A 20,584-nucleotide genomic window follows, 5' to 3' on the forward strand; every position below is an offset into this window, starting at 1 on the left:
AAGTTATTTTGCCTGTTGTTAGGGTTTCCTCAATCAAGGAGGAGTCATGTTTAAACTTTCAATATTTCATCGTATTGGTATTGCTGTTTTAACGATCATTATCATCGCGGCGTTTTTTATACCTGTCGATGACAAAAACAGCGATCAGCAAATAGCACAAAATCAGCCACAACCTATTGTAGTTCCACCACCCACAGCACCGGAAATTGTGACCCAAGCCCCTTCGGAGGAGCCAACCATCAGTAGTGGAACAGACGACACACAAACGCGTTTACCTAATGAGCCTGAAATTATTCAAGAGCCTCCCGTTGAAACCGTTCCACCTACCACTGTCGAGCAACCTAAGCAACCGGTCACACCATCAGAGCCAAAACAGACCACACCAACAGAGCAAGAGAAGCGTCCAGCTACGCGTCCTTCCACTAATAATTGGCAAAATTATCAAGTCCAAAAAGGAAAAACACTGGCTCAGTTATTTCGTGATAATCATCTGCAAGCCAACGATGCATTTATCATGGCACGCGTTGAAGGCCCAGAAAAACCATTGAGTAACTTGCGCCAAGGGCAGAAAATTCGTTTGAAAGCGAATGCCAAAGGTGAAGTACAGCTTTTAGAAGTGACAACTGCGGAAGGTAAAACGGTTAGTTTTGCCCGTTTAAGTGATGGTAGTTACTACCGTACACCTTAGTTATTCGTTAAAACATTAACGCTCCACTATCAGGCAATAGCTGGGGCATTAATGTTTATACAAAAAATCCCATTTCGCTTTATGCCACATACTGTCAATCAACCTTACGCGGTAAATTTGCTATTACGCAATCGCATTTAGCTCGATTGCTCCGACTCTAACTCACACTTGAAAAAATTAGGCTATTGCCATTTTCTATCAAAGTCGCAAATCAGTGGTATCACTGTACTCGATATAGGATGGAGTGGTGTGAATAAGGTTATTTCGTGGAAAGCAGCAGGATAGGTAAAACGCTCACGACTTTTAAGTAAAAATAACGGTTTTTAGGCAATAAAAAACACCGGACAAGCCGGTGTTTTTTTGTACCATCGAATAAGTCCGATAGTACTACCATCATTTTTGATTACTCAGCAACGATAATAACGTTCAGCTCAGCAAAAACATCGCTGTGTAACTGGAAGTGAACTTCGTGGTCACCAGTAGTACGCAGAACGCCGTTTGGTAGGCGAACTTCGCTTTTCGCGATTGCAACGCCTGCTGCAGTGACTGCATCAGCGATATCACGAGTACCGATAGAACCAAACAGTTTACCTTCGTCACCTGCTTTAGAAGCAATAGTCACAGAGCCCAGTGCATTAACAGCTTCTGCACGAGCTTGAGCTGCTGCCAGAACTTCAGCCAATTTAGCTTCTAGTTCAGCACGGCGAGCTTCGAAGAATTCGATGTTTTTCTTAGTTGCAGGAACAGCTTTGCCCTGTGGAACTAAGTAGTTACGAGCATAGCCCGATTTAACGTTAACCTGATCACCCAGGCTACCTAGGTTAGCTACTTTATCAAGCAGAATAACTTGCATTACCTTATCCTCTTAAAGTCGTTAATGGACTGTACCAATTACTGATGACGATCAGTATATGGCAACAGAGACAGGTAGCGAGCGCGCTTGATAGCACGAGCGAGCTGACGCTGATATTTTGCACGAGTACCGGTGATACGGCTTGGTACAATTTTACCACTTTCAGTGATATAGTTTTTCAGCGTTGCGATATCTTTATAGTCGATCTCTTGAACGCCTTCCGCTGTGAAACGGCAGAACTTGCGACGACGGAAATAACGTGCCATATGGCTAGTCTCCAGAATCTATCAAATCAATCTGCTCGGCATGAAGAACCAGTTTACTCAGTCCATTGCGCCCTTGATGGGTACTAATAAAACCTGTCACTGTAATTCGACTGCCGACCGTTATACTGTGAGTATGGGCTTGTAAGGCTTGTCCGCTAACAATGATGGGCATTCTGCACCATGCTTGCCGAGTCAATCCCGCTTCCTGTTGTTGTGAACGATGTTCTAAAACAAACTGGCAGTGAGGAATACCCGACGGACTCACTTTTCGAATTAATGCTTTACAGACCGTGCCTGTGAGCACCAAACGATTAGTGAACACCTGCGCAATTACTCTTCAGAATCCCCAGCTTCTTCAGCTTCTTCATCCTGATATTCATCAGCCAGGTCACGGCTACGACGTTCGTCTTTAGCTTTAACCATTGGAGAAGCTTCTGTCACCGCGTGTTTAACGCGCATAACCATGCTGCGGATAACGGCATCGTTGAAGCGGAAGTTAGTTTCCAGCTCATCAATCGCTTCCTGTGGAGCTTCTACGTTCATCAGAACATAGTGAGCTTTGTGCAGTTTATTGATTGGGTAAGCCAGTTGACGACGGCCCCAGTCTTCCAGACGGTGGATCTGACCTTGTGCGTTAGTGATTGTCGCACTGTAACGCTCGATCATGCCCGGAACCTGTTCGCTTTGGTCAGGATGGACCATAAAAACGATTTCGTAATGACGCATTAGTAGTTGCTCCTTACGGATTATTCAGCCTCCTGTCAGGGTTAACCGCGGCCCGCGGAGGCAAGGAACTTGTTGAGTGCGGCTAAAAAATTGACGCGTAACTATACCCATCCCTGAGAAAAAACTCAAGGGATGGAGACAAATATCAGAGAATATTTATTCTACGGCTGACTTCTCGGCACGTTGACGAACCGCTTCAAACAAACAAATCCCTGTTGCAACAGAGACATTCAGTGACGAAACCGTACCCGCCATAGGAATGCTGATCAACTCATCACAATGTTCACGAGTCAAACGGCGCATACCTTCACCTTCCGCTCCCATCACCAATGCCATTGGCCCTGTGAGCTTACTTTGATAAAGCGTATGATCGGCTTCACCAGCAGTACCAACAATCCACACATTGTACTCTTTTAACAGACGCAATGTTCTGGCTAAGTTTGTCACACGGAATAGCGGAACACTTTCAGCCGCACCGCATGCCACTTTTTTTGCTGTCGCATTTAACTGTGCAGACTTATCTTTTGGCACAATCACCGCATGAACACCGGCGGCATCAGCACTACGCAAGCATGCCCCTAAGTTATGAGGATCAGTAACACCATCTAAAACTAATAAAAAAGGCGTGTCTGTACTTTCAAGAAAATCAGGTAAATCACCCTCTTGGTACTGTTTACCCGGCAACACTTTCGCAATGATCCCTTGATGAACCGCGCCTTCTGTTTGTGCATCCATCCATTGACGATTCGCCACTTGTACAACAATACCCAGTGACTCGATTTCCTGGATAATCGGCATTAGACGGCGATCTTCACGCCCTTTTAAAATATAGACTTCTTTGAACCGTGATGCGTCACGATCAAGCAAGGCTTTCACCGCATGAATGCCGTAAATAATTTCGCTCATAAATATCTTTTTTGTTGATAGAATTCAAGGTGGCATTACGCCACCTTATTTGATTCAGCAGGGTCAATTACCCTTCTTGCTTCTGGGCTTTTTTCGCTGCACGTTTTGCTTTTAATTTTGCACTGATTTTCTTTGTTTTGTCAGAGGCTTTTTTACCTTTCGCCTTTGTCTCTGCCTTCTTACCCGCTTTTTTATCCGTTTTCTTGCCATTTTTGTCTGAGCGACGGAATGCTGAATCAGGCTCGAAGTTTTTATCTCGGCTTACATCGCGTTTACCACGCGCGGATTTAGTGGCATTTTTGACTTCTTTTTTCATTTTATCACGGGCTGTTTTACCCGGATTTTTAGCTTTACGTGTCGTTGAAATCAACGCGAAATCAATCGTACGCTCATCCATATGCACGGCTTCAACACGAATTTCAACTTCATCACCAAGTCGATATGTGGTTCCCGATGATTCACCAATCAAACGTTGACCCACCGCATCATAGCGATAGTAATCGTTATCCAGCGTCGAAACATGCACTAAGCCATCAATGAACAAATCATTAAGGCGTACAAAGAAGCCAAAGCCTGTCACACTGGTAATCAACCCAGTAAACACTTGACCAACTTGGTCTTGCATAAAGTCACATTTTAACCAATCCGCCACATCGCGAGTCGCCTCATCGGCACGGCGCTCAGTCATTGAGCAATGTTCACCTAACTGCAACATACTATCCATATCGTAGTGCCAGCCACCTGTTGGCGTCCAACGATGATCGGTATGCCCCTGCTCTTTAGCCAGTAAGTACTTGATACCTCTATGCAACGTTAGATCGGGATAACGACGAATTGGCGATGTAAAGTGAGCGTAGGATTTTAAAGCAAGCCCAAAGTGACCTCGGTTTTCTGGATCATAAATGGCTTGCTTCATTGACCGCAAGATCATGGTTTGCAGCAACTCATGATCAGGACGGTCAGCCACTTCATTCATGACCTGTGCATAATCTTTCGGCTCCGGTTTCATTCCCCCCGGCAAGGTTAACCCTAACTCACTAAATACAGAACGTAAATTCATCACGCTCTCTTCTTTCGGGCGATCATGCACACGATACAATGCAGGCTCTTCATGTTTTTCAACAAAACGAGCCGCCGCAATGTTGGCTAAGATCATACACTCTTCAATCAGTTTATGAGCATCATTACGCTCTACAGGCTCAATACGCTCAATACGACGTTCAGCATTAAAGATAAACTTCGCTTCTTCAGATTCAAAAGAGATGGCCCCGCGGTCAATACGTGCATTATCTAACGTTTTATACAGAGCATGAAGCTGTTCAATATGAGGCACTAATGCTTTGTAGTGTTCGCGTAACTCTTCATCACCTTGCAAGATTTTCCATACTTTAGTGTAGGTTAATCTTGCGTGAGAGTTCATCACCGCTTCATAGAATTTATATGATGATAAGCGACCAGATGCCGACACGGTCATTTCGCATACCATACACAAGCGATCGACACCTGGATTCAGTGAACACAGGCCGTTTGATAACACTTCCGGTAACATCGGAACAACTTGTGATGGGAAATAGACCGAGTTACCGCGGCTGCGCGCCTCATCATCAAGGGCGGTTTGTTGACGAACATAATAGCTAACATCAGCTATTGCAACCCACAAGCGCCAGCCACCGCCTTTTTTCGGCGCACAGTGTACTGCATCATCAAAGTCACGAGCATCTTCACCATCGATAGTCACGAGTGGCAAATCACGTAAATCGACGCGGCCTTTTTTAGCAGACTCTGGTACTTGTTCATTTAAGTCAGCGACCTGCTTTTCCACTTGAGGGGGCCATGTATGTGGGATTTCATGGGTACGCAAGGCAATTTCGACTGCCATTCCCGTTCCCATACTTTCCCCTAATACTTCAATAATATGACCTACCGCCTGAGAGCGACGCTGTGGTCTCGTGATTAATTCAACCACCACCACGTTCCCCATTCGCGCGCCATTAATTTGGTCTTTAGGGATCAAAATATCGAAGCTTAAGCGGCTATCATCAGGCACAACAAACCCCATACCTGACTCAATAAAATAGCGACCAACAATTTGGTTATTACGAGGCTCAAGGACACGGACCACACGTACTTCTGTACGCCCTTTACGGTCCTGACCATAAGCTTGTGCTAAAATAACATCACCGTGCAATGCACGTTTCATTTCGTCTTGTGACAAATAGTAATCTTCTTTTTTACCTTCAACTCGCAAGAAGCCATAACCATCACGGTGACCTATTACTTTTCCTTTGAGGAGGTCTAAACGCTCAGGTAGTGCGTAACATTGGCGGCGGGTAAACACCAATTGCCCATCACGCTCCATTGCACGCAGGCGACGGCGTAATGCTTCTAACTCTTCTTCAGAAGAGAGGTTTAATAATTGTGCAATTTCTTCACGTTTTGCTGGAGCCGAGCGCTTAGTGAGGAGTTCGAGAATGAATTCTCTGCTAGGAATTGGGGAGTCGTATTTTTCTGCTTCTCTTTCCTGAAAAGGATCGCGTGACATCGTTACCTCCGTTGTCATCAGAATTTGTAATTACCGCATCATTTAATCAAGCAGTAATTGATAAAGCGGGCTGTTGTCTTTCACCATATCAGCCAGCGTATGTTTATCGAGTTCTTTTAAAAATTGTTGTATTGCCTGATGAAGCACACCCTTCAAACGGCAGGCTGGCGTAATATGACAAAATTCACCACTACAGTTCACCAGTGTCAGAGGTTCCAGAGCTCTTACTACATCCCCAACACGGATCGTTTCCGCGGGTTGGCCTAGGGTGATCCCGCCATTTTTACCTCGCGTTGCTTTAACATAACCAAGATGACTGAGCTGATTAATAATCTTAACCATATGATTGCGGGAGACTCCATAAACTTCAGTAACTTCTGTGATACTGGTCATTTTCCCTTCAGGAAGGGATGCCAAGTAAATCAGAGCACGTAACCCATAATCTGTAAAACTCGTTAGTTGCACAATCACCTCAAAATTTCGGCTTTGCCAATGGTTATCTGACCTTACCGACTTATTAATTTCAAATTGTAGCGACATCACACCCCGTTACTGTTTTATACCCAATAACTACGACGAATAACGCTTTAATTTGCAACCATAAGCGACCTTTTCATTCTAGTTTAGCTTACCACAAAGAGGTAATATCCCCTCAATAACAATACATATCTATGATTATTTGCCATTATGCGGTGTTTTATTGACATAATTTGACTAATAATATGTCAATAGCGAGTAATGCCATAACGCTAATCATACCTATAATAACATAGATTGCTAAGGCCACCCGTGGATTTGCACTATCTAAAAAGATATTAGAGTGAACCGAAAACCTATATATCACTTTTATCATCAATTCTTTTTAGTTTGCTCATTTTATAATAAGTCATCAGCACATTGAGGATATGATGTAGGATACTATGGAACAACTTGCTGAAATTTATAATGTTATCTCGAACAACACCCTATTAATGACCTCGCTTTTAGTCGTGATCCTGCTGCTCACTTGGTTTGTGGGAAAAGTGATTTTTTTGCGGTTTGCCCGACGGTTGCTACCGTTACTGACTAACTTAACCGATGATGACTTGATTGATGGTGTTGCGAAGAAAATAGCCTCGATTGTCGCTGTAACCTTGGTACTTTACCTTAATCAGTTGCTGCCCTCATTCTCCGATGAAGTCAATATAACCTTCAAAACCATTTGTTGGTCGCTCATTGTGATCAATGGTGCAGGGCTAGTCAATGATGGCCTTGATGTCTTTATTTTACGGCAAACGACCAGAACTTTGCATCGAAATAACTCCATCAAAGGGTATATTGAAATCGCCAAAATTATTGTTTGGATTATTTCATTTATCCTTATTATCGCATTAATGACGGACCAGTCACCTGTCATTATTATTTCCAGTTTTGGTGCAATCGCAGCGGTATTAATGTTTGTATTCCAACATACCTTACTGTCGTTTGTAGCAAATATTTTAGTTTCTAATGGGAAAGTCTTAAAACTTTATGATTGGATAGAGCTACCAAGTAGTAATATTAGCGGTGAAGTCATCGATATCGCACTGCACACCATCACCATTCGTAATTGGGATAACACGATTTCACGTATTCCGACTAAAGATTTTCTCACGGAGAAATACACAAACTGGCAACCCATGTTCTCTTCGGGTGGCCGTAGGATTAAGCGTAGTTTTTATATCGACCAATCATCAATTGAATTTGCAACCGAAGCGTTATTGAATGAATTAAAGAATACGGCACCACTGCGTAAAAGCCTAGAAACGATGCTCGAAGAGAAAGGCGAACTCGGTAATATCAATGAATGGATGATTGACAATGGCGTGACCAATCTCCAATTGTTTAGAAAATATATTTTAAATTGGATAAAAATGCGCGGGGATGTCAGAGCTGATATGTATTTAGTGATCAGAACCATGCCACCAACACCTAATGGTCTTCCTGTCGAAATATACTGTTTTACTCGTTCCACAACTTGGGTGGACTATGAAGAAGTGCAGTCGGAAATATTCGAGTACGTCAACGCATCCGCTAAATATTTCAAATTACGGATCTATCAACACCCATCCGGTAGCGATTTAGCCCATTTAAAACGTGATTAATTGATAAAAAAAACACCGAAATATTCGGTGTTTTTTCTCTAAACCTAAAGATTAGGCTCGATATTATTCAGCGTCAAACGGGTCGCGTAAGATCATCGTTTCAGAACGATCAGGACCTGTTGAGATGATATCAACCGGAACACCAGTCAACTCTTCAACACGCTTGATATAGTCTAACGCAGCTTGTGGTAACAGCGCTCTGTCTTTCACACCGAACGTTGTTTCGCTCCAGCCTGGTAATACTTCATAGACAGGCTCTAAACCTTCCCACTCATCAGCAGCTAATGGTGTTGTTTCAAGAACAGTACCATCTGGACGACGATAGCCTACACAAATTTTTACTTCTTTCAGGCCATCTAAAACGTCTAGTTTCGTCATACAGAAGCCAGACAGTGAGTTGATCTGAACAGCACGGTTAATCGCCACGATATCTAACCAACCCGTGCGGCGCTTACGACCTGTTGTTGCACCGAACTCTTGGCCTTTTTCACGTAGGAAATCACCCGTTTCGTCAAATAACTCAGTTGGGAATGGACCAGCCCCTACACGAGTAGAGTAAGCTTTAATGATACCCAAAACATAGCTTACATAACGTGGGCCTAAGCCTGAACCTGTCGCAACACCACCCGCGGTTGTGTTGGAAGAGGTCACGTACGGATAAGTACCGTGGTCAATATCCAATAAAGTGCCTTGTGCACCTTCGAACATGACTAATTCATTCTTCTGATGTGCTTTATAGAGCAGATCAGAAACATCAACTACCATGCCAGTCAGAATATCAGCGACTGCCATGATATCATCAAGGGTTTTCTGATAATCAACAGCGGGTTCTTTATAGTAATTCACCAACTGGAAGTTGTGGTATTCAACAATTTCTTTTAGTTTTTCAGCAAAGGTTGCTTTGTCAAACAGATCGCCAACGCGCAGGCCACGGCGAGCAACTTTGTCTTCATAAGCAGGACCAATACCACGACCCGTAGTACCAATCGCTTTCGCGCCACGCGCTTTTTCGCGCGCATTGTCTAATGCGATATGATAAGGCAGGATCAGTGGGCATGCTTCAGAAATACGTAAGCGTTCGCGAACAGGAACACCGCGATCTTCTAATTGCTTCATCTCTTTCATCAATGCGTCAGGCGCGAGTACGACACCATTAGCAATAATGCTGATGACATTTTCACGAAGAATACCGGATGGAATTAAGTGGAGAACGGTTTTTTCACCGTTTACAACAAGAGTATGGCCAGCATTATGGCCGCCCTGATAGCGAACTACATATTTAGCACGCTCTGTCAGCAAGTCGACGATCTTGCCCTTTCCTTCGTCACCCCATTGGGTGCCCAGTACGACAACGTTCTTACCCATTTCAAAATACACTCGGTTGCTTAAAAATGAATTCTACCATCTAAAATAATCTGTTCCAGTGATTTTTTGCACAGCAAAAAATTTTTTTCTGGAAAGCAAGAAAAAATGGCCTTTTTTATTTCTGTCATCAATCCAACTGATAGCGACCAGATTAGACAGTATTAGTTTTCCCTGAAAAATCTAATACTTAAAGAGACAGACGTAAAAAAAGCCCGCGAAGCGGGCTTTTCTTTATTAGCTTAACAGTTATTTTAATCCGTTGCACGCAACTTGGTTGGTGCTTTCATAAAGCGGAAGAAGTCTGTGTCTGGGCTTAATACCATCACGTCCTCACCGCTATTAAAGCTGTGCTCATAGGCACGTAAGCTACGGATAAAGGCATAAAACTCTGGGTCTTGGTTGAATGCGTCAGCAAACAGTTTTGTTGCCATCGCATCCCCTTCACCGCGTAGAGTCAATGCTGTACGTTCAGCTTCTGCTAACGTTTCAGTCACAGTTTTATCAGCCACCGCACGGATCTTCGTGGCTTCTTCTTGGCCTTGTGAACGATGCTGACGTGCAACCGCTTCACGCTCTGCACGCATACGCGCATAGATAGCCTCAGAAACTTCGTTCGGTAACTCAATACGTTTGATACGAACGTCAACAACTTCAATCCCTAAAGCAGCCATACTGTTTGCGTTAGCGACTAACGGCGTTAAGTTAGTCTCTTCTTCAACGCGCGCTGCCGCAGAAGCAATCTCTGCATCGACTTCCTTAGTCGATTCATCAGATGCTGAACCTACGTTCAGAGCTTCGCGTACATCAACAGTCAAACGACCACGTGAGTCTGTAATAATATCTTTAACACTCAGACGACCAAACTCAGAGCGCAAACGGTCACTAAACTTACGTTTTAAGAATGTTTCAGCTTGATCTGAGCTACCACCACCCGTTGCCACATAATAACGGCTAAAGTCAGTAATACGCCATTTCAGGTAGGAGTCTACCATCAAGTCTTTGTTTTCACTTGTCAAATAGCGGTCAGCTTGGATTTCCAATGTCTGAATACGCGCATCAAGCATTTTCACCGTTTCGATGAAAGGCACTTTAAAATGCAAACCTGGCTCATAAATGATAGGTTTATTGTCAGCGTCACGCACAACCTTACCAAAACGCAGCACAATACCGCGATCGGCTTGAGGGACAATAAAAATGGATGCGTAAGCGACTGCCAAAATAGCAATAATAATAACAATTAGCGAATTACGCATGATTATTGTCTCCCTACTCGAACAGTATCACCGCGCACATTACTGCTTTGCTGTGCAGGCTGAGTACCCGAAGATGATGAATTGTTAGTCGTATTTGGATTCATCACTTTTGGTTCTAAGCCCGTTTTTGGTGCTGCTGTATTGTTGTTATTACCACGCATTAATTGCTCTAATGGCAGTACTAACATGCTATTACTCTTATCATTAGCGATAACTTTACGTGTATTACTTAAAACACGCTCCATGGTATCAATGTAGAGTCGTTCACGGGTAATTTCAGGTGCTGCACGATATTCAGGCAACATTTTTGCAAAACTTGCAACCTCACCCTCTGCTTTAAAGACCACACTCGCCTTATAAGCTTCAGCTTCTTCGATCAGTTTTTGCGCATTACCTTTTGCCATTGGTAGCACTTCGTTCCGATAAGCATGTGCTTCACGAATCGTTTTTTGCTCTTCTTCCCGTGCTGCAATTACGTCATCAAAGGCAGCCTTAACATCTTCAGGCGGACGAGCAGCTTGGAAGTTAACATCGAGTACCGTAATCCCCATTTTGTATGGCTCTATCGTCGCTTCCAGATCCCTTTGTGTTACATCACGAATAAATGCTCGATTCGTTGTAAGCACTTGTTCCATCGCTGACTGACCGATTACGCCACGGACTGCACTATCAAGTGCCTGACGTAAGCTGTTATCAGGGTTAGTGACGCTGAATAGATATTCTTTAGGATTAGTCACACGATACTGCACGTTCATCTCAACGCGGATCACGTTTTCGTCTGAGGTTAACATCATACCATTCGTCGCTTGTTCACGAACGGTTTCAACGTTAACTGGAATCACTTTATCAATAAAAGTTGGTTTCCAGTTCAAACCAGGTCCGACAATACCACTGTATTCACCAAAGCGTAGTATCACACCTCGGTCACTTTCCTTGATGGTATAAAAACCTGAACCCGCCCATACAACGACGACTGCCGCGAGAGCCAATACACCAAAGCGACCGCTGATTTGGAATGGCTGTTTATTATCACCATCACCACCACCGCTGCCGCCTTTTTTACCGCCAAGCTTGTTGCTCAGCTTACGAAAGAGATCGTCGAGATCAGAAGCCCCACGTTTTCGACCACCTTTATTCCCGCCAGAGTTGCCGCCTTTATTGCCGCTTCCCCACGGATCGCGGTCTTGTCCGTCATTACCGGGCTGATTCCACGCCATGTTTTAGCTCCATATCTTTATGATTGATTTTTCGGGTTAAGAGCAACAAATAACTCTTAATATCAATTCCATTTCCTAGCGATATGTTAAATCACATAGCTAGGTAATTGTTGTTCCTGTTTGCACAAACGCTGCCAATCAACCATCGGCATACGCACCTCAAGGCCAATTGAACCATCTTCTTCCTGCCACTCGCGTTCAATGGCTTGGAGTTGATAAAAACGGCTACGTAAGCGGCCTTCACTCGGTGGCAAACGCATTTCAACGTGTGCGATTTCACCTGAAAGGCGTTCCGTCAATGCTTGTAGCAACAAGGGGATACCGTCACCCGTTTGTGCTGATACCCAGACACGAACAGGCTTGTTATCCTCATCTCTGTCGATACGCGGGATGAAGTCTTCCAGCATATCCACTTTGTTCATGACTAAAAGTGTTGGGATCTCATCTGCTTCAATTTCTTCCAATACACTTTCGACCGCGTGAATATTTTCATCCAAACGGCTATCTGCTGCATCAATAACATGGAGCAATAACGTTGCTTCACGCGTTTCCTGCAGTGTTGCTTTAAAGGCAGCAACCAAATCATGTGGCAAGTGACGAATAAAACCAACAGTATCCGCAAGTACTACTGGCCCAACATCTTCCACGTTAATACGTCTTAATGTTGGATCAAGTGTTGCAAATAGTTGGTCAGCAGCGTAAACATCGGAAGCCGTCATCCGGTTAAATAAACTTGATTTACCGGCGTTGGTATAACCCACCAGCGAAATTGTCGGAATATCCGCTTTATTTCGTGCTTGGCGCCCTTGCTCACGTTGTTTTTCTACTCGGCTGAGACGGGATAAAATTTGGCTAATTTTGCCCCTTAATAACCGACGGTCTGTCTCTAACTGAGTTTCACCAGGACCACGTAAACCAATCCCACCTTTTTGCCGCTCAAGGTGCGTCCATCCTCTTACCAAACGGGTCGATAAATGGCGTAACTGCGCTAATTCAACTTGAAGTTTACCTTCATGTGTCCGCGCCCTTTGAGCGAAAATATCTAAAATCACCCCTGTACGGTCAACGACCTTACATTGGCATAACCTTTCGAGATTACGTTCCTGTGCTGGACTCAGCGTATGGTTAAATAGCACCACATCTGCGCCACTTTCCTTCACAGCTTCAGCGATTTCTTCCGCTTTCCCTTCTCCAACATAATATTTAGGATGGGGAGACTTACGACTGCCTGTTACTATCTGTACAGGTTTCACACCCGCCGATGTCACGAGTGACTCAAATTCTGCCAGATTTTCAGTGTCCTTTTCTTGGGAGAAAAAGACATGCACCAATACAGCCAGTTCACCGCCTTCATACCTATCAAACAAGGGCTATAACCTCTTAGGCTTAATCACTAGAAATACAAAGGAAAAACACAGGTAAAGTCTCCCTACCCATGTTTTCCTTGAATTTTAACGCACAACTGGTATTACTCAGCAGCTTCGCCATCCTGTTGAGTTGAAGCACCAGAGTTGTAGTTACCATTACCCGCACCGCCAGTAGCACTGCCACTATGGTGAGAAACAGGGCGAGCAGGGACAACGGTAGAGATAGCATGCTTATAAACCATCTGACTAACCGTGTTTTTTAGTAAAATGACAAACTGGTCAAAAGATTCAATCTGACCCTGCAATTTGATGCCGTTAACCAAATAAATTGAGACCGGAACCCTTTCACGACGTAATGCGTTCAGGAACGGATCTTGCAAAGATTGCCCCTTAGCCATTCTATGTTTTCCTTATTTTGTTGTTTTTAAATGAGAACCTTTCGATTCCAAAAATTAACTACTCAAAAATTGCGCTTAGCGTTCTAATTGTACACAAACCATAGCTCTATGCACATACAACCTGCATAACAGCCTTAAGCGCTTGCTGTGGTTGTTCACTATCTAACCAATGAACATTTTCCCAGCTTCTCAACCAGGTAATTTGACGTTTTGCCAATTGGCGTGTTGCACAAATTCCCCGATAAACCATTTCATCATAATCTGTTTCGCCTTCTAGGTACGACCACATTTGCCGATACCCCACACAACGAATAGAGGGTAAATCAACATGGAGGTCACCCCGTTCATAAAGAGCACGAACTTCCTCTTCAAAACCGGCGTCTAACATCTGATGAAAACGTTGTTCAATGCGCTGATGTAAAATTTTACGATCTTGGGGCGCAATAGCAAATTGAAACACATTATAAGGTAATTCTTCACCTGCTGTTTGTGTCATTTCAGTCAAAGTTTGCCCTGAAATGAGATATACCTCTAAAGCTCGGGATAATCTTTGTGGATCATTAGGATGAATCCTCGCTGCCGCAACCGGATCGACCTCCGCTAAACGACGATGGATTTCACCCCACCCTTGCTGCTGTGCAATTTTTTCAATCTCAGCACGAGTAGCGGGATCTGCAGAAGGCAAAGGCGAAAGCCCCTCTAGTAATGCCTTAAAATAAAGCATTGTGCCCCCCACAAGTAATGGAATTTTACCTTGAGAAGTTATTTCCTCCATTACATTTAATGCGTCTCGCCGGAAATCAGCAGCGGAGTATGGTAAAGAGGGATCGAGTATATCGATCAGACGATGAGGCGCTTGACTAAGCTCCTCTGCATTTGGCTTCGCTGTGCCGATGTCCATACCACGGTAGATCAACGCCGAATCGACACTGATTATCTCAACAGGCAAGTGTTGGCGTAGAGCAATAGCTAACGCTGTCTTGCCTGAGGCCGTTGGCCCCATCAGGAATATTGCATTCGGTTTTTTCTGAGTTACAAGTTCACTCATTTGTTAGTGTAGCTACCACGGATTGTAAATTAATTAATTGTAATAATGTTGGTGACGGCTTTTTAACATACTGCGGGCAAAGCCGCTCAACATCAGCGAGTAACTGAACTGCTTGTGCTAAGCTCCAGCTTTCTTGTGTTTTTTCTTGTGAAACTGTTTTTGCAAGCCATTGAGCAATATCTTGACGAGATGCCTGCTCTTTTGTCGACAAAAAATTCAGTAAACCCGAAAAAAGCTGAGATAAATTTTGCGTTCTTAACGGTAACGATACCGCATGAATAGTTACTTTTCCATGAGATATCGTGGCTTCAATACCAAATAATGTCAATTGTTCCTTGTTACGCTGAAAAACCGCAATTTCATCAGAATTAAGTGATAATTTTAGCGGGATCAACAACGGTTGAGGTTTTAACGCTTCGCCATCAGGTGATAACTGAGCCAACTTCAGTAAATAATTTGCTTCTGATAAGGATAACAGGATTAGCCCTAATGAAGACTCAATTAATGCAAAGTTTTTTGCGTAAATTGTCAATACTTTGCCAAATGTGAAGTTATTGGTATTTTCTTCCACTGATTGCGAAGAAACTGCTGGAACATCTAATGGTTGCCGACTAGGAAATAGTGGCTTTTTATCTTCTTCAGCAACAGGAACAGACATCAATGCTTGGTACAGTTGCCCCGCTTTTCGGTCATAATGCGTATTAGAAGGCGTAAACGCGCTTTTTTCTCGACTAAAATGATTTGTTGATGTCGGCGATGTAGCCGCTACGGAAGGGGCTGAATGCGAACGACTACTGCCCGTGCTGTCATGTTGCTGTTGCGCCGTACGACTCGTCTCATTTTCATCGTTTTCATTGAGCGTGGATGATGACGAAAAGTAGTTGTCTCCCGCGGATGAACGATTAGTTAATTCATGGGTAACAGGTTCAATACCGGGCAACTCATCTGGCTCATGCGCATTTAATAAGGCCGTTCTCACACCTTGATAGATAAAATCATGCACTAGCCGAGCTTGGTGAAAACGCACTTCATGCTTAGCAGGATGGACGTTAACATCCACTTGTTGGGGGTCAATGGTCAAATAAAGGACATAGGCTGGCTGTTGATTATCATCAAGATGCCCTTCATACGCTTGGCGGATCGCATGGTTAATTAACCTATCGCGCATCATTCGACCATTTACATAACAGTACTGAATATCACTCACTGGCGTCGAAGACGGTGAAACCACCCAGCCTTTAATGCCAAGGTCACCATGCTCCCAAGATATCGCTAGCGCCCCCTGCATAAAACCTGTACCACAGATGTTTGCCAGCCGCCGCTCTTGTTGAGCTTCCCCTTTTGCAGCGCGGTACTGTTTCACCAGCTTCCCATTATGGTTCAAATTGATTGTCACATCAGGGCGAGAAAGCGCGATACGCCGGACGACCTCATCAATATGGCCAAACTCGGTTTTTTCGGTACGCATAAATTTGCGACGCGCTGGCGTATTGTAGAATAGATCAAGCACTTCTACGGTGGTGCCATTTGGGTGAGCGGCGGGTTTGACGGTCACCGCCATATCTCGCCCTTCCGCATAAGCTTGCCACGCCTCTGATTGCTCAGCCGGTTTTGATGTGAGCGTCAAACGAGAGACGGAGCTAATACTCGCCAGTGCTTCACCACGGAACCCCATACTCATGATGGCTTCTAGGTCATCTAACGTGGCAATTTTGCTGGTCGCATGGCGCGCTAACGCTAAGACCAGTTCATCTTTGCTGATCCCACTACCATTATCGCGAATACGGATCAGCTTCTCTCCTCCACGTTCAATATCGATGTCGATGCGTGTTGCACCTGCATCGAGACTGTTTTCAACCAACTCTTTAACCACTGAGGCAGGGCGTTCGACAACCTCGCCGGCAGCGATTTGGTTAGCAAGTTGGGGAGAGAGGATCTGTATTGCCATCACCATCCCCCTTAATTAGGTGCCGCTTGCAACGGATTTGCAAGGAAGTATTGCCGCAAACCTTGGTGGATAGCTTCGGCGACCTTCTCTTGATAGTCATTGGATTTAAGCAACTGCTCTTCAGCGCTATTACTAATAAACCCTGTTTCTACCAGAATTGAAGGAATATCAGGCGAACGCAAAACCCCAAGGCTGGCATGCTCTGGGCTACGTTTATGAATATTACCCACTTTTCTTAATTGATGGAGTACTTGTACCGCCACATCATAGCCAACCCGCTGTGAATGACCGAATTGTAAATCGAGTACCGCTTGGCTCAAGTAAGGGTCCGCACCACTTAATGCATCGCCTGCTCCACCTAATAGCTCGGATTGTTTTTCTCGTTGTTCCAACCAGTTACCTAATTCACTATTTGCACGTCGATTTGACAATACCCAAACAGAAGCGCCTCGCGCACTACTATTTGGTGCAGAGTCAGCGTGAATAGAAACTAACATGTTAGCCCCTTTCTTACGTGCAACATCTGAACGCCCACTGACAGAAATAAAATAATCACCATCACGGGTCATCGCTGGCTTGAACATAGGGTCAGCCTCAAGTTTTGCATACAGTTTACGTGCAACACTTAACGTAACATCTTTTTCTCGATAGCCGTTTTTACCAATCGCTCCGGGGTCTTTGCCACCATGCCCAGCATCAATAGCAATCACGACCTGTTTTGCCCCCTTGGGCATTGTTTTATTGGTTTTAACTGGTGCAGGTGCAACAGCTGGTCGCTGTGCCTGCGAATTCATTTTTAACGGTTTATCTTGCACCGCATTATTAGGCACTTGCATCGGTTGAGTCGTATTATTGAAAGACGTTGGTGCACGACTTTGCCCCGAGGAAAGCGTAAATACCACTTGATACTGCCCAGCGACTTGTTTCAGCGACGTTTGTACTTTTGCCGCTTTTGACAGTTCCAATACGATACGTTTGTGTCGGCTATCCGGTGGCTGGCTGGTACGAACCACTTTAACCAAATCACCAGCAGGCACTCTCATTGGTAGGCCGATAATTTCGCCATTTTGCTTAACATCAATAACTAGCCGCTCTGGCGAATGCAGGGGAAAATATTTGTAATCAGGCTTACCATCCATGAAGGATAGTGTCACCTGTGCATTTGATGGGCTATTATCAACCTGTATGTTCGATAAGGTCGCCGCCTGTACAGGTCGTGCAACTAACCATAATGCAACAATCATCAACAGCAATAAGAAGGAGAAAAAACTTCTTTTTGTTATTTTTCTCGGCAATGCATTCGTCATGAGCAATATATCCCTTAGAGTGCTTGTAATTCTTCTAACAACGACTCCCCATTTGCAGAAAAAGCAATAAAGTGAGCCTGACGCCCTTCATCCTGATAAGTCAAATGGAGTTCAAGATCCGCTTCTGGCAGAAAACCTTTGCCTTGTTGAGGCCATTCCACTAAACAGATCGACTCAGGGGAAAAATAGTCTCGGATCCCCATAAATTCCAATTCTTCTGGATCAGCTAAACGATAAAGATCAAAATGAAAAACCTGCCCATCAGGAAGATCATAAGGCTCCACAAGCGTATACGTCGGGCTTTTTACGTGACCTTGGTGCCCGAGTGCCTGTAAGAAACCGCGACTAAATGTCGTTTTGCCAGCGCCCAAATCGCCATACAAGTTAATCACGACGCCTCGTTGACAGGCATTTGCGACAGCGCGCCCTAGCGCCACTGTTTGCTCTTCGTTGGCAAGTTGTAAAATACGTTCTTTCATGGAAAGTTCAATCAGCTATAGTAAGGAAAAATAGATCAATATAGATATAATGACTATATTAACCTAAGCCGATCCATTTTTCTTAAATAACATTACAGAAATATTTAGATAGTGGATATCAGATAAGCGACTAATCCTGTTACATCACACAACAAGGCATCAGTGATGATTTTGTGAAATCACGGGATCATGGTAAAGTGCCCCTGCAATTTCACTCAGCTTAGCATCAATATAAAATCTAATGGCAACACATCTCGATCTCAACCTTCTTGCACAAAATATCAAACAATGGGGGAGTGAAGTTGGCTTCCAGCAAGTCGGTATTTGTGACACTGACCTTTCCCTTGAAGAGCCAAAATTACAGGCATGGCTCGATAAGCAATACCACGGTGAGATGGCGTGGATGGCACGCCATGGGATGATGCGAGCAAGACCTCACGAATTACATCCCGGCACATTGCGCGTGATCAGCGTGCGTATGAACTACCTGCCTGCAAAAGCAGCTTTTGCCAGCACATTAAGTAACCCTGAATTAGGTTATATTAGCCGCTATGCACTAGGTAGAGATTACCATAAGCTATTAAAAAAGCGCTTGAAAATGCTCAGTGATCGCATCTTGGCATACTGCCGAGAACATATCTGCTCTGACGATCTCAATTTTCGCCCATTTGTCGACTCTGCCCCTATTTTAGAACGCCCTCTCGCCGTCAAGGCAGGCTTAGGCTGGACAGGCAAGCATTCGTTGATCCTTAATCGTGAAGCTGGATCGTGGTTTTTTCTCGGTGAACTTTTAGTTAATTTACCTCTTCCTATCGATCAACCTGTTGAAGAGCAGTGTGGTCGCTGTGTGGCCTGTATGACCACTTGCCCTACCGGCGCGATCGTTGAACCTTATGTCGTCGATGCTCGCCGCTGCATTTCTTATCTAACCATTGAGCTTGATGGCCCGATCCCGGAAGAGTTTCGCCCACTGATGGGGAATCGGATCTACGGCTGTGATGACTGCCAATTGATCTGCCCTTGGAACCGTTTTTCACAATTAACCGATGAAGAAGATTTTAGCCCAAGACGCGTATTACACACGCCCGAACTTCTTGAACTATTTAGCTGGGATGAAGAGACTTTCCTAAAAGTGACTGAAGGTTCAGCAATTCGCCGCATTGGTTACTTAAAATGGCTCAGAAATATCAGTGTCGCGTTAGGCAATGCCCCCTATCAGGACACGATTGTCAACGCATTGCACTCACGGTTAGGCATGGGGGAGATGTTGGATGAGCATATCCAATGGGCAATACAACAACAATTACAGCGCCGAGAAGAAAACCAAGTAACTATTCAAACTTCACAGCAGAAACGCCTTGTACGCGCCATATCTAAAGGTTTACCTAGGGATGCTTAAAAATAATACACCCCTATACTGCAAACGAATAAAAATCAACTCCGTGTGAATAAAATAAAAAATTGCTTAGCTGACAATAGGTAAAGAATTTGCAAGCTAGGTTAGCCACATTTTAAACAAAAATATTTACTATTAAATTCAGTAAGATATCTATCACCACGAAGCAATAGCTTTTTGGAACATGTGCGATTACCTATCATGCTATCCTGTGGATAACTCGGTGCATTAAAGTATTACAGACGCGTAAAAGCACCACAGCATTGATGATAGGTTGTGGATAACTTATTAATGATAGGAAATTAAATAAGTCCTCTTTTTTACTACTCTCAGCAAAATTAAAGCGCTTAAAACACAAGGTTGGTACAAAAAAGTCACTGAAACTGCAAAAATCGGATTTTTTGTTTATTATTACAACTGAAATTATAACAATTTGGATACTTATTGATCGCCCCTATTGGTCAGGGGGTGGCTATTCTATGGCGACAAGTTAATGAATGCAAGCAGAAAAAACCGCAAGATCTGAAAAAGATCCCAAAGAGTGTGATGATCATCACTCTCTGCCGATCATCACTAAAAGAAAAGCATTTGTTGATGAATAAACAGATTCGAACGCAATTCACCTAGTGCATCAAATAGGTGTCTTTTCTTAATGAAAGCAGTTGGATTTTTAACAATAAGAGGTAAGAGACTAAGGATTTT

19 protein-coding genes are annotated in these 20,584 nt (G+C 44.0%); 3 read left to right on the forward strand and 16 right to left on the reverse strand.

Features of this window, described 5'->3' with window-relative positions; all coding sequences use genetic code 11:
- Positions 1–46: 46 nt before the first annotated feature.
- A complete protein-coding gene (locus PR675_RS11240; protein WP_004915675.1) occupies positions 47–688 on the forward strand; it encodes a LysM-like peptidoglycan-binding domain-containing protein in 642 nt (213 codons plus the stop codon).
- Between the two features lie 403 nt (positions 689–1,091).
- Here the strand turns inward: PR675_RS11240 and rplI are convergent, their stop codons facing one another.
- From rplI to nsrR, 7 genes are all read right to left on the reverse strand, one after another.
- Complete coding sequence (rplI, locus tag PR675_RS11245) at positions 1,092–1,541, reverse strand: 50S ribosomal protein L9 (RefSeq protein WP_004915671.1); 450 nt, start codon at positions 1,539–1,541, stop codon at positions 1,092–1,094.
- Positions 1,542–1,579: 38 nt separating this feature from the next.
- Positions 1,580–1,807 (reverse strand): 30S ribosomal protein S18, encoded by a 228-nt coding sequence (gene rpsR / locus PR675_RS11250; protein ID WP_000135199.1) that lies wholly within the window; start codon positions 1,805–1,807, stop codon positions 1,580–1,582.
- Positions 1,808–1,811: 4 nt separating this feature from the next.
- On the reverse strand, positions 1,812–2,129 hold the full coding sequence (priB, locus tag PR675_RS11255) for a primosomal replication protein N (protein ID WP_071599631.1): 318 nt from the start codon (positions 2,127–2,129) through the stop codon (positions 1,812–1,814).
- Positions 2,130–2,137: 8 nt separating this feature from the next.
- Complete coding sequence (gene rpsF / locus PR675_RS11260) at positions 2,138–2,533, reverse strand: 30S ribosomal protein S6 (RefSeq protein WP_004915670.1); 396 nt, start codon at positions 2,531–2,533, stop codon at positions 2,138–2,140.
- Between the two features lie 156 nt (positions 2,534–2,689).
- Positions 2,690–3,439 carry a 23S rRNA (guanosine(2251)-2'-O)-methyltransferase RlmB gene (gene rlmB / locus PR675_RS11265; protein WP_060561485.1) on the reverse strand — a complete coding sequence of 250 codons (750 nt, stop codon included), beginning with the start codon at positions 3,437–3,439 and terminating at the stop codon, positions 2,690–2,692.
- 67 nt (positions 3,440–3,506) lie between these two features.
- Positions 3,507–5,981: a ribonuclease R gene (gene rnr / locus PR675_RS11270; RefSeq protein WP_040132542.1), complete on the reverse strand. Its 2,475-nt coding sequence runs from the start codon at positions 5,979–5,981 to the stop codon at positions 3,507–3,509.
- Between the two features lie 42 nt (positions 5,982–6,023).
- Positions 6,024–6,446, reverse strand: coding sequence for a nitric oxide-sensing transcriptional repressor NsrR (nsrR, locus tag PR675_RS11275; RefSeq protein ID WP_014657306.1), 423 nt, complete (start codon positions 6,444–6,446; stop codon positions 6,024–6,026).
- 455 nt (positions 6,447–6,901) lie between these two features.
- Here nsrR and PR675_RS11280 point away from each other — a divergent pair, with 455 nt between their 5' ends.
- Positions 6,902–8,104, forward strand: a complete 1,203-nt coding sequence (locus PR675_RS11280) for a mechanosensitive ion channel family protein (RefSeq protein ID WP_004915659.1) — start codon at positions 6,902–6,904, stop codon at positions 8,102–8,104.
- A 63-nt stretch (positions 8,105–8,167) separates the two neighbouring features.
- Here the strand turns inward: PR675_RS11280 and PR675_RS11285 are convergent, their stop codons facing one another.
- From PR675_RS11285 to tsaE, 9 genes are all read right to left on the reverse strand, one after another.
- Positions 8,168–9,469: an adenylosuccinate synthase gene (locus tag PR675_RS11285; RefSeq protein ID WP_014657305.1), complete on the reverse strand. Its 1,302-nt coding sequence runs from the start codon at positions 9,467–9,469 to the stop codon at positions 8,168–8,170.
- Positions 9,470–9,720: 251 nt separating this feature from the next.
- Positions 9,721–10,722 carry a protease modulator HflC gene (hflC, locus tag PR675_RS11290; RefSeq protein WP_004915648.1) on the reverse strand — a complete coding sequence of 334 codons (1,002 nt, stop codon included), beginning with the start codon at positions 10,720–10,722 and terminating at the stop codon, positions 9,721–9,723.
- A 2-nt stretch (positions 10,723–10,724) separates the two neighbouring features.
- Positions 10,725–11,939 carry an FtsH protease activity modulator HflK gene (gene hflK, locus PR675_RS11295; RefSeq protein WP_004915644.1) on the reverse strand — a complete coding sequence of 405 codons (1,215 nt, stop codon included), beginning with the start codon at positions 11,937–11,939 and terminating at the stop codon, positions 10,725–10,727.
- Between the two features lie 86 nt (positions 11,940–12,025).
- Positions 12,026–13,306 (reverse strand): ribosome rescue GTPase HflX, encoded by a 1,281-nt coding sequence (hflX, locus tag PR675_RS11300; protein WP_060561486.1) that lies wholly within the window; start codon positions 13,304–13,306, stop codon positions 12,026–12,028.
- Between the two features lie 101 nt (positions 13,307–13,407).
- Positions 13,408–13,704, reverse strand: coding sequence for an RNA chaperone Hfq (hfq, locus tag PR675_RS11305; protein WP_004915637.1), 297 nt, complete (start codon positions 13,702–13,704; stop codon positions 13,408–13,410).
- Positions 13,705–13,810: 106 nt separating this feature from the next.
- Positions 13,811–14,752 (reverse strand): tRNA (adenosine(37)-N6)-dimethylallyltransferase MiaA, encoded by a 942-nt coding sequence (gene miaA, locus PR675_RS11310; protein ID WP_004915633.1) that lies wholly within the window; start codon positions 14,750–14,752, stop codon positions 13,811–13,813.
- Entirely contained in the window at positions 14,745–16,700 is a 1,956-nt protein-coding gene (gene mutL / locus PR675_RS11315) for a DNA mismatch repair endonuclease MutL (protein ID WP_014657304.1), read from the reverse strand. The genes miaA and mutL overlap by 8 nt, the downstream gene beginning before the upstream one ends.
- A gap of 11 nt (positions 16,701–16,711) precedes the next feature.
- Complete coding sequence (amiB, locus tag PR675_RS11320; protein WP_036942650.1) at positions 16,712–18,007, reverse strand: N-acetylmuramoyl-L-alanine amidase AmiB; 1,296 nt, start codon at positions 18,005–18,007, stop codon at positions 16,712–16,714.
- A 14-nt stretch (positions 18,008–18,021) separates the two neighbouring features.
- Entirely contained in the window at positions 18,022–18,486 is a 465-nt protein-coding gene (gene tsaE / locus PR675_RS11325) for a tRNA (adenosine(37)-N6)-threonylcarbamoyltransferase complex ATPase subunit type 1 TsaE (RefSeq protein WP_004915627.1), read from the reverse strand.
- A 241-nt stretch (positions 18,487–18,727) separates the two neighbouring features.
- On the opposite strand from tsaE, the gene queG reads away from it, so the two are divergent.
- A complete protein-coding gene (gene queG, locus PR675_RS11330) occupies positions 18,728–19,885 on the forward strand; it encodes a tRNA epoxyqueuosine(34) reductase QueG (RefSeq protein WP_060561487.1) in 1,158 nt (385 codons plus the stop codon).
- Positions 19,886–20,584: the final 699 nt, after the last annotated feature.

The organism is Providencia sp. PROV261, from assembly GCF_028477945.1.
GTDB lineage: Bacteria > Pseudomonadota > Gammaproteobacteria > Enterobacterales > Enterobacteriaceae > Providencia > Providencia stuartii.

What these genes read in the sequence shown, in the direction of transcription:
- PR675_RS11240 (WP_004915675.1), top strand. Translation starts at nt 47, where the DNA reads ATGTTTAAACTTTCAATATTTCATCGTATTGGTATTGCTGTTTTAACG.
- rplI (WP_004915671.1), bottom strand. Translation starts at nt 1,541, where the DNA reads ATGCAAGTTATTCTGCTTGATAAAGTAGCTAACCTAGGTAGCCTGGGT.
- rpsR (WP_000135199.1), bottom strand. Translation starts at nt 1,807, where the DNA reads ATGGCACGTTATTTCCGTCGTCGCAAGTTCTGCCGTTTCACAGCGGAA.
- rpsF (WP_004915670.1), bottom strand. Translation starts at nt 2,533, where the DNA reads ATGCGTCATTACGAAATCGTTTTTATGGTCCATCCTGACCAAAGCGAA.
- rlmB (WP_060561485.1), bottom strand. Translation starts at nt 3,439, where the DNA reads ATGAGCGAAATTATTTACGGCATTCATGCGGTGAAAGCCTTGCTTGAT.
- rnr (WP_040132542.1), bottom strand. Translation starts at nt 5,981, where the DNA reads ATGTCACGCGATCCTTTTCAGGAAAGAGAAGCAGAAAAATACGACTCC.
- PR675_RS11280 (WP_004915659.1), top strand. Translation starts at nt 6,902, where the DNA reads ATGGAACAACTTGCTGAAATTTATAATGTTATCTCGAACAACACCCTA.
- PR675_RS11285 (WP_014657305.1), bottom strand. Translation starts at nt 9,469, where the DNA reads ATGGGTAAGAACGTTGTCGTACTGGGCACCCAATGGGGTGACGAAGGA.
- hflC (WP_004915648.1), bottom strand. Translation starts at nt 10,722, where the DNA reads ATGCGTAATTCGCTAATTGTTATTATTATTGCTATTTTGGCAGTCGCT.
- hflK (WP_004915644.1), bottom strand. Translation starts at nt 11,939, where the DNA reads ATGGCGTGGAATCAGCCCGGTAATGACGGACAAGACCGCGATCCGTGG.
- hfq (WP_004915637.1), bottom strand. Translation starts at nt 13,704, where the DNA reads ATGGCTAAGGGGCAATCTTTGCAAGATCCGTTCCTGAACGCATTACGT.
- miaA (WP_004915633.1), bottom strand. Translation starts at nt 14,752, where the DNA reads ATGAGTGAACTTGTAACTCAGAAAAAACCGAATGCAATATTCCTGATG.
- mutL (WP_014657304.1), bottom strand. Translation starts at nt 16,700, where the DNA reads ATGGCAATACAGATCCTCTCTCCCCAACTTGCTAACCAAATCGCTGCC.
- amiB (WP_036942650.1), bottom strand. Translation starts at nt 18,007, where the DNA reads ATGACGAATGCATTGCCGAGAAAAATAACAAAAAGAAGTTTTTTCTCC.
- tsaE (WP_004915627.1), bottom strand. Translation starts at nt 18,486, where the DNA reads ATGAAAGAACGTATTTTACAACTTGCCAACGAAGAGCAAACAGTGGCG.
- queG (WP_060561487.1), top strand. Translation starts at nt 18,728, where the DNA reads ATGGCAACACATCTCGATCTCAACCTTCTTGCACAAAATATCAAACAA.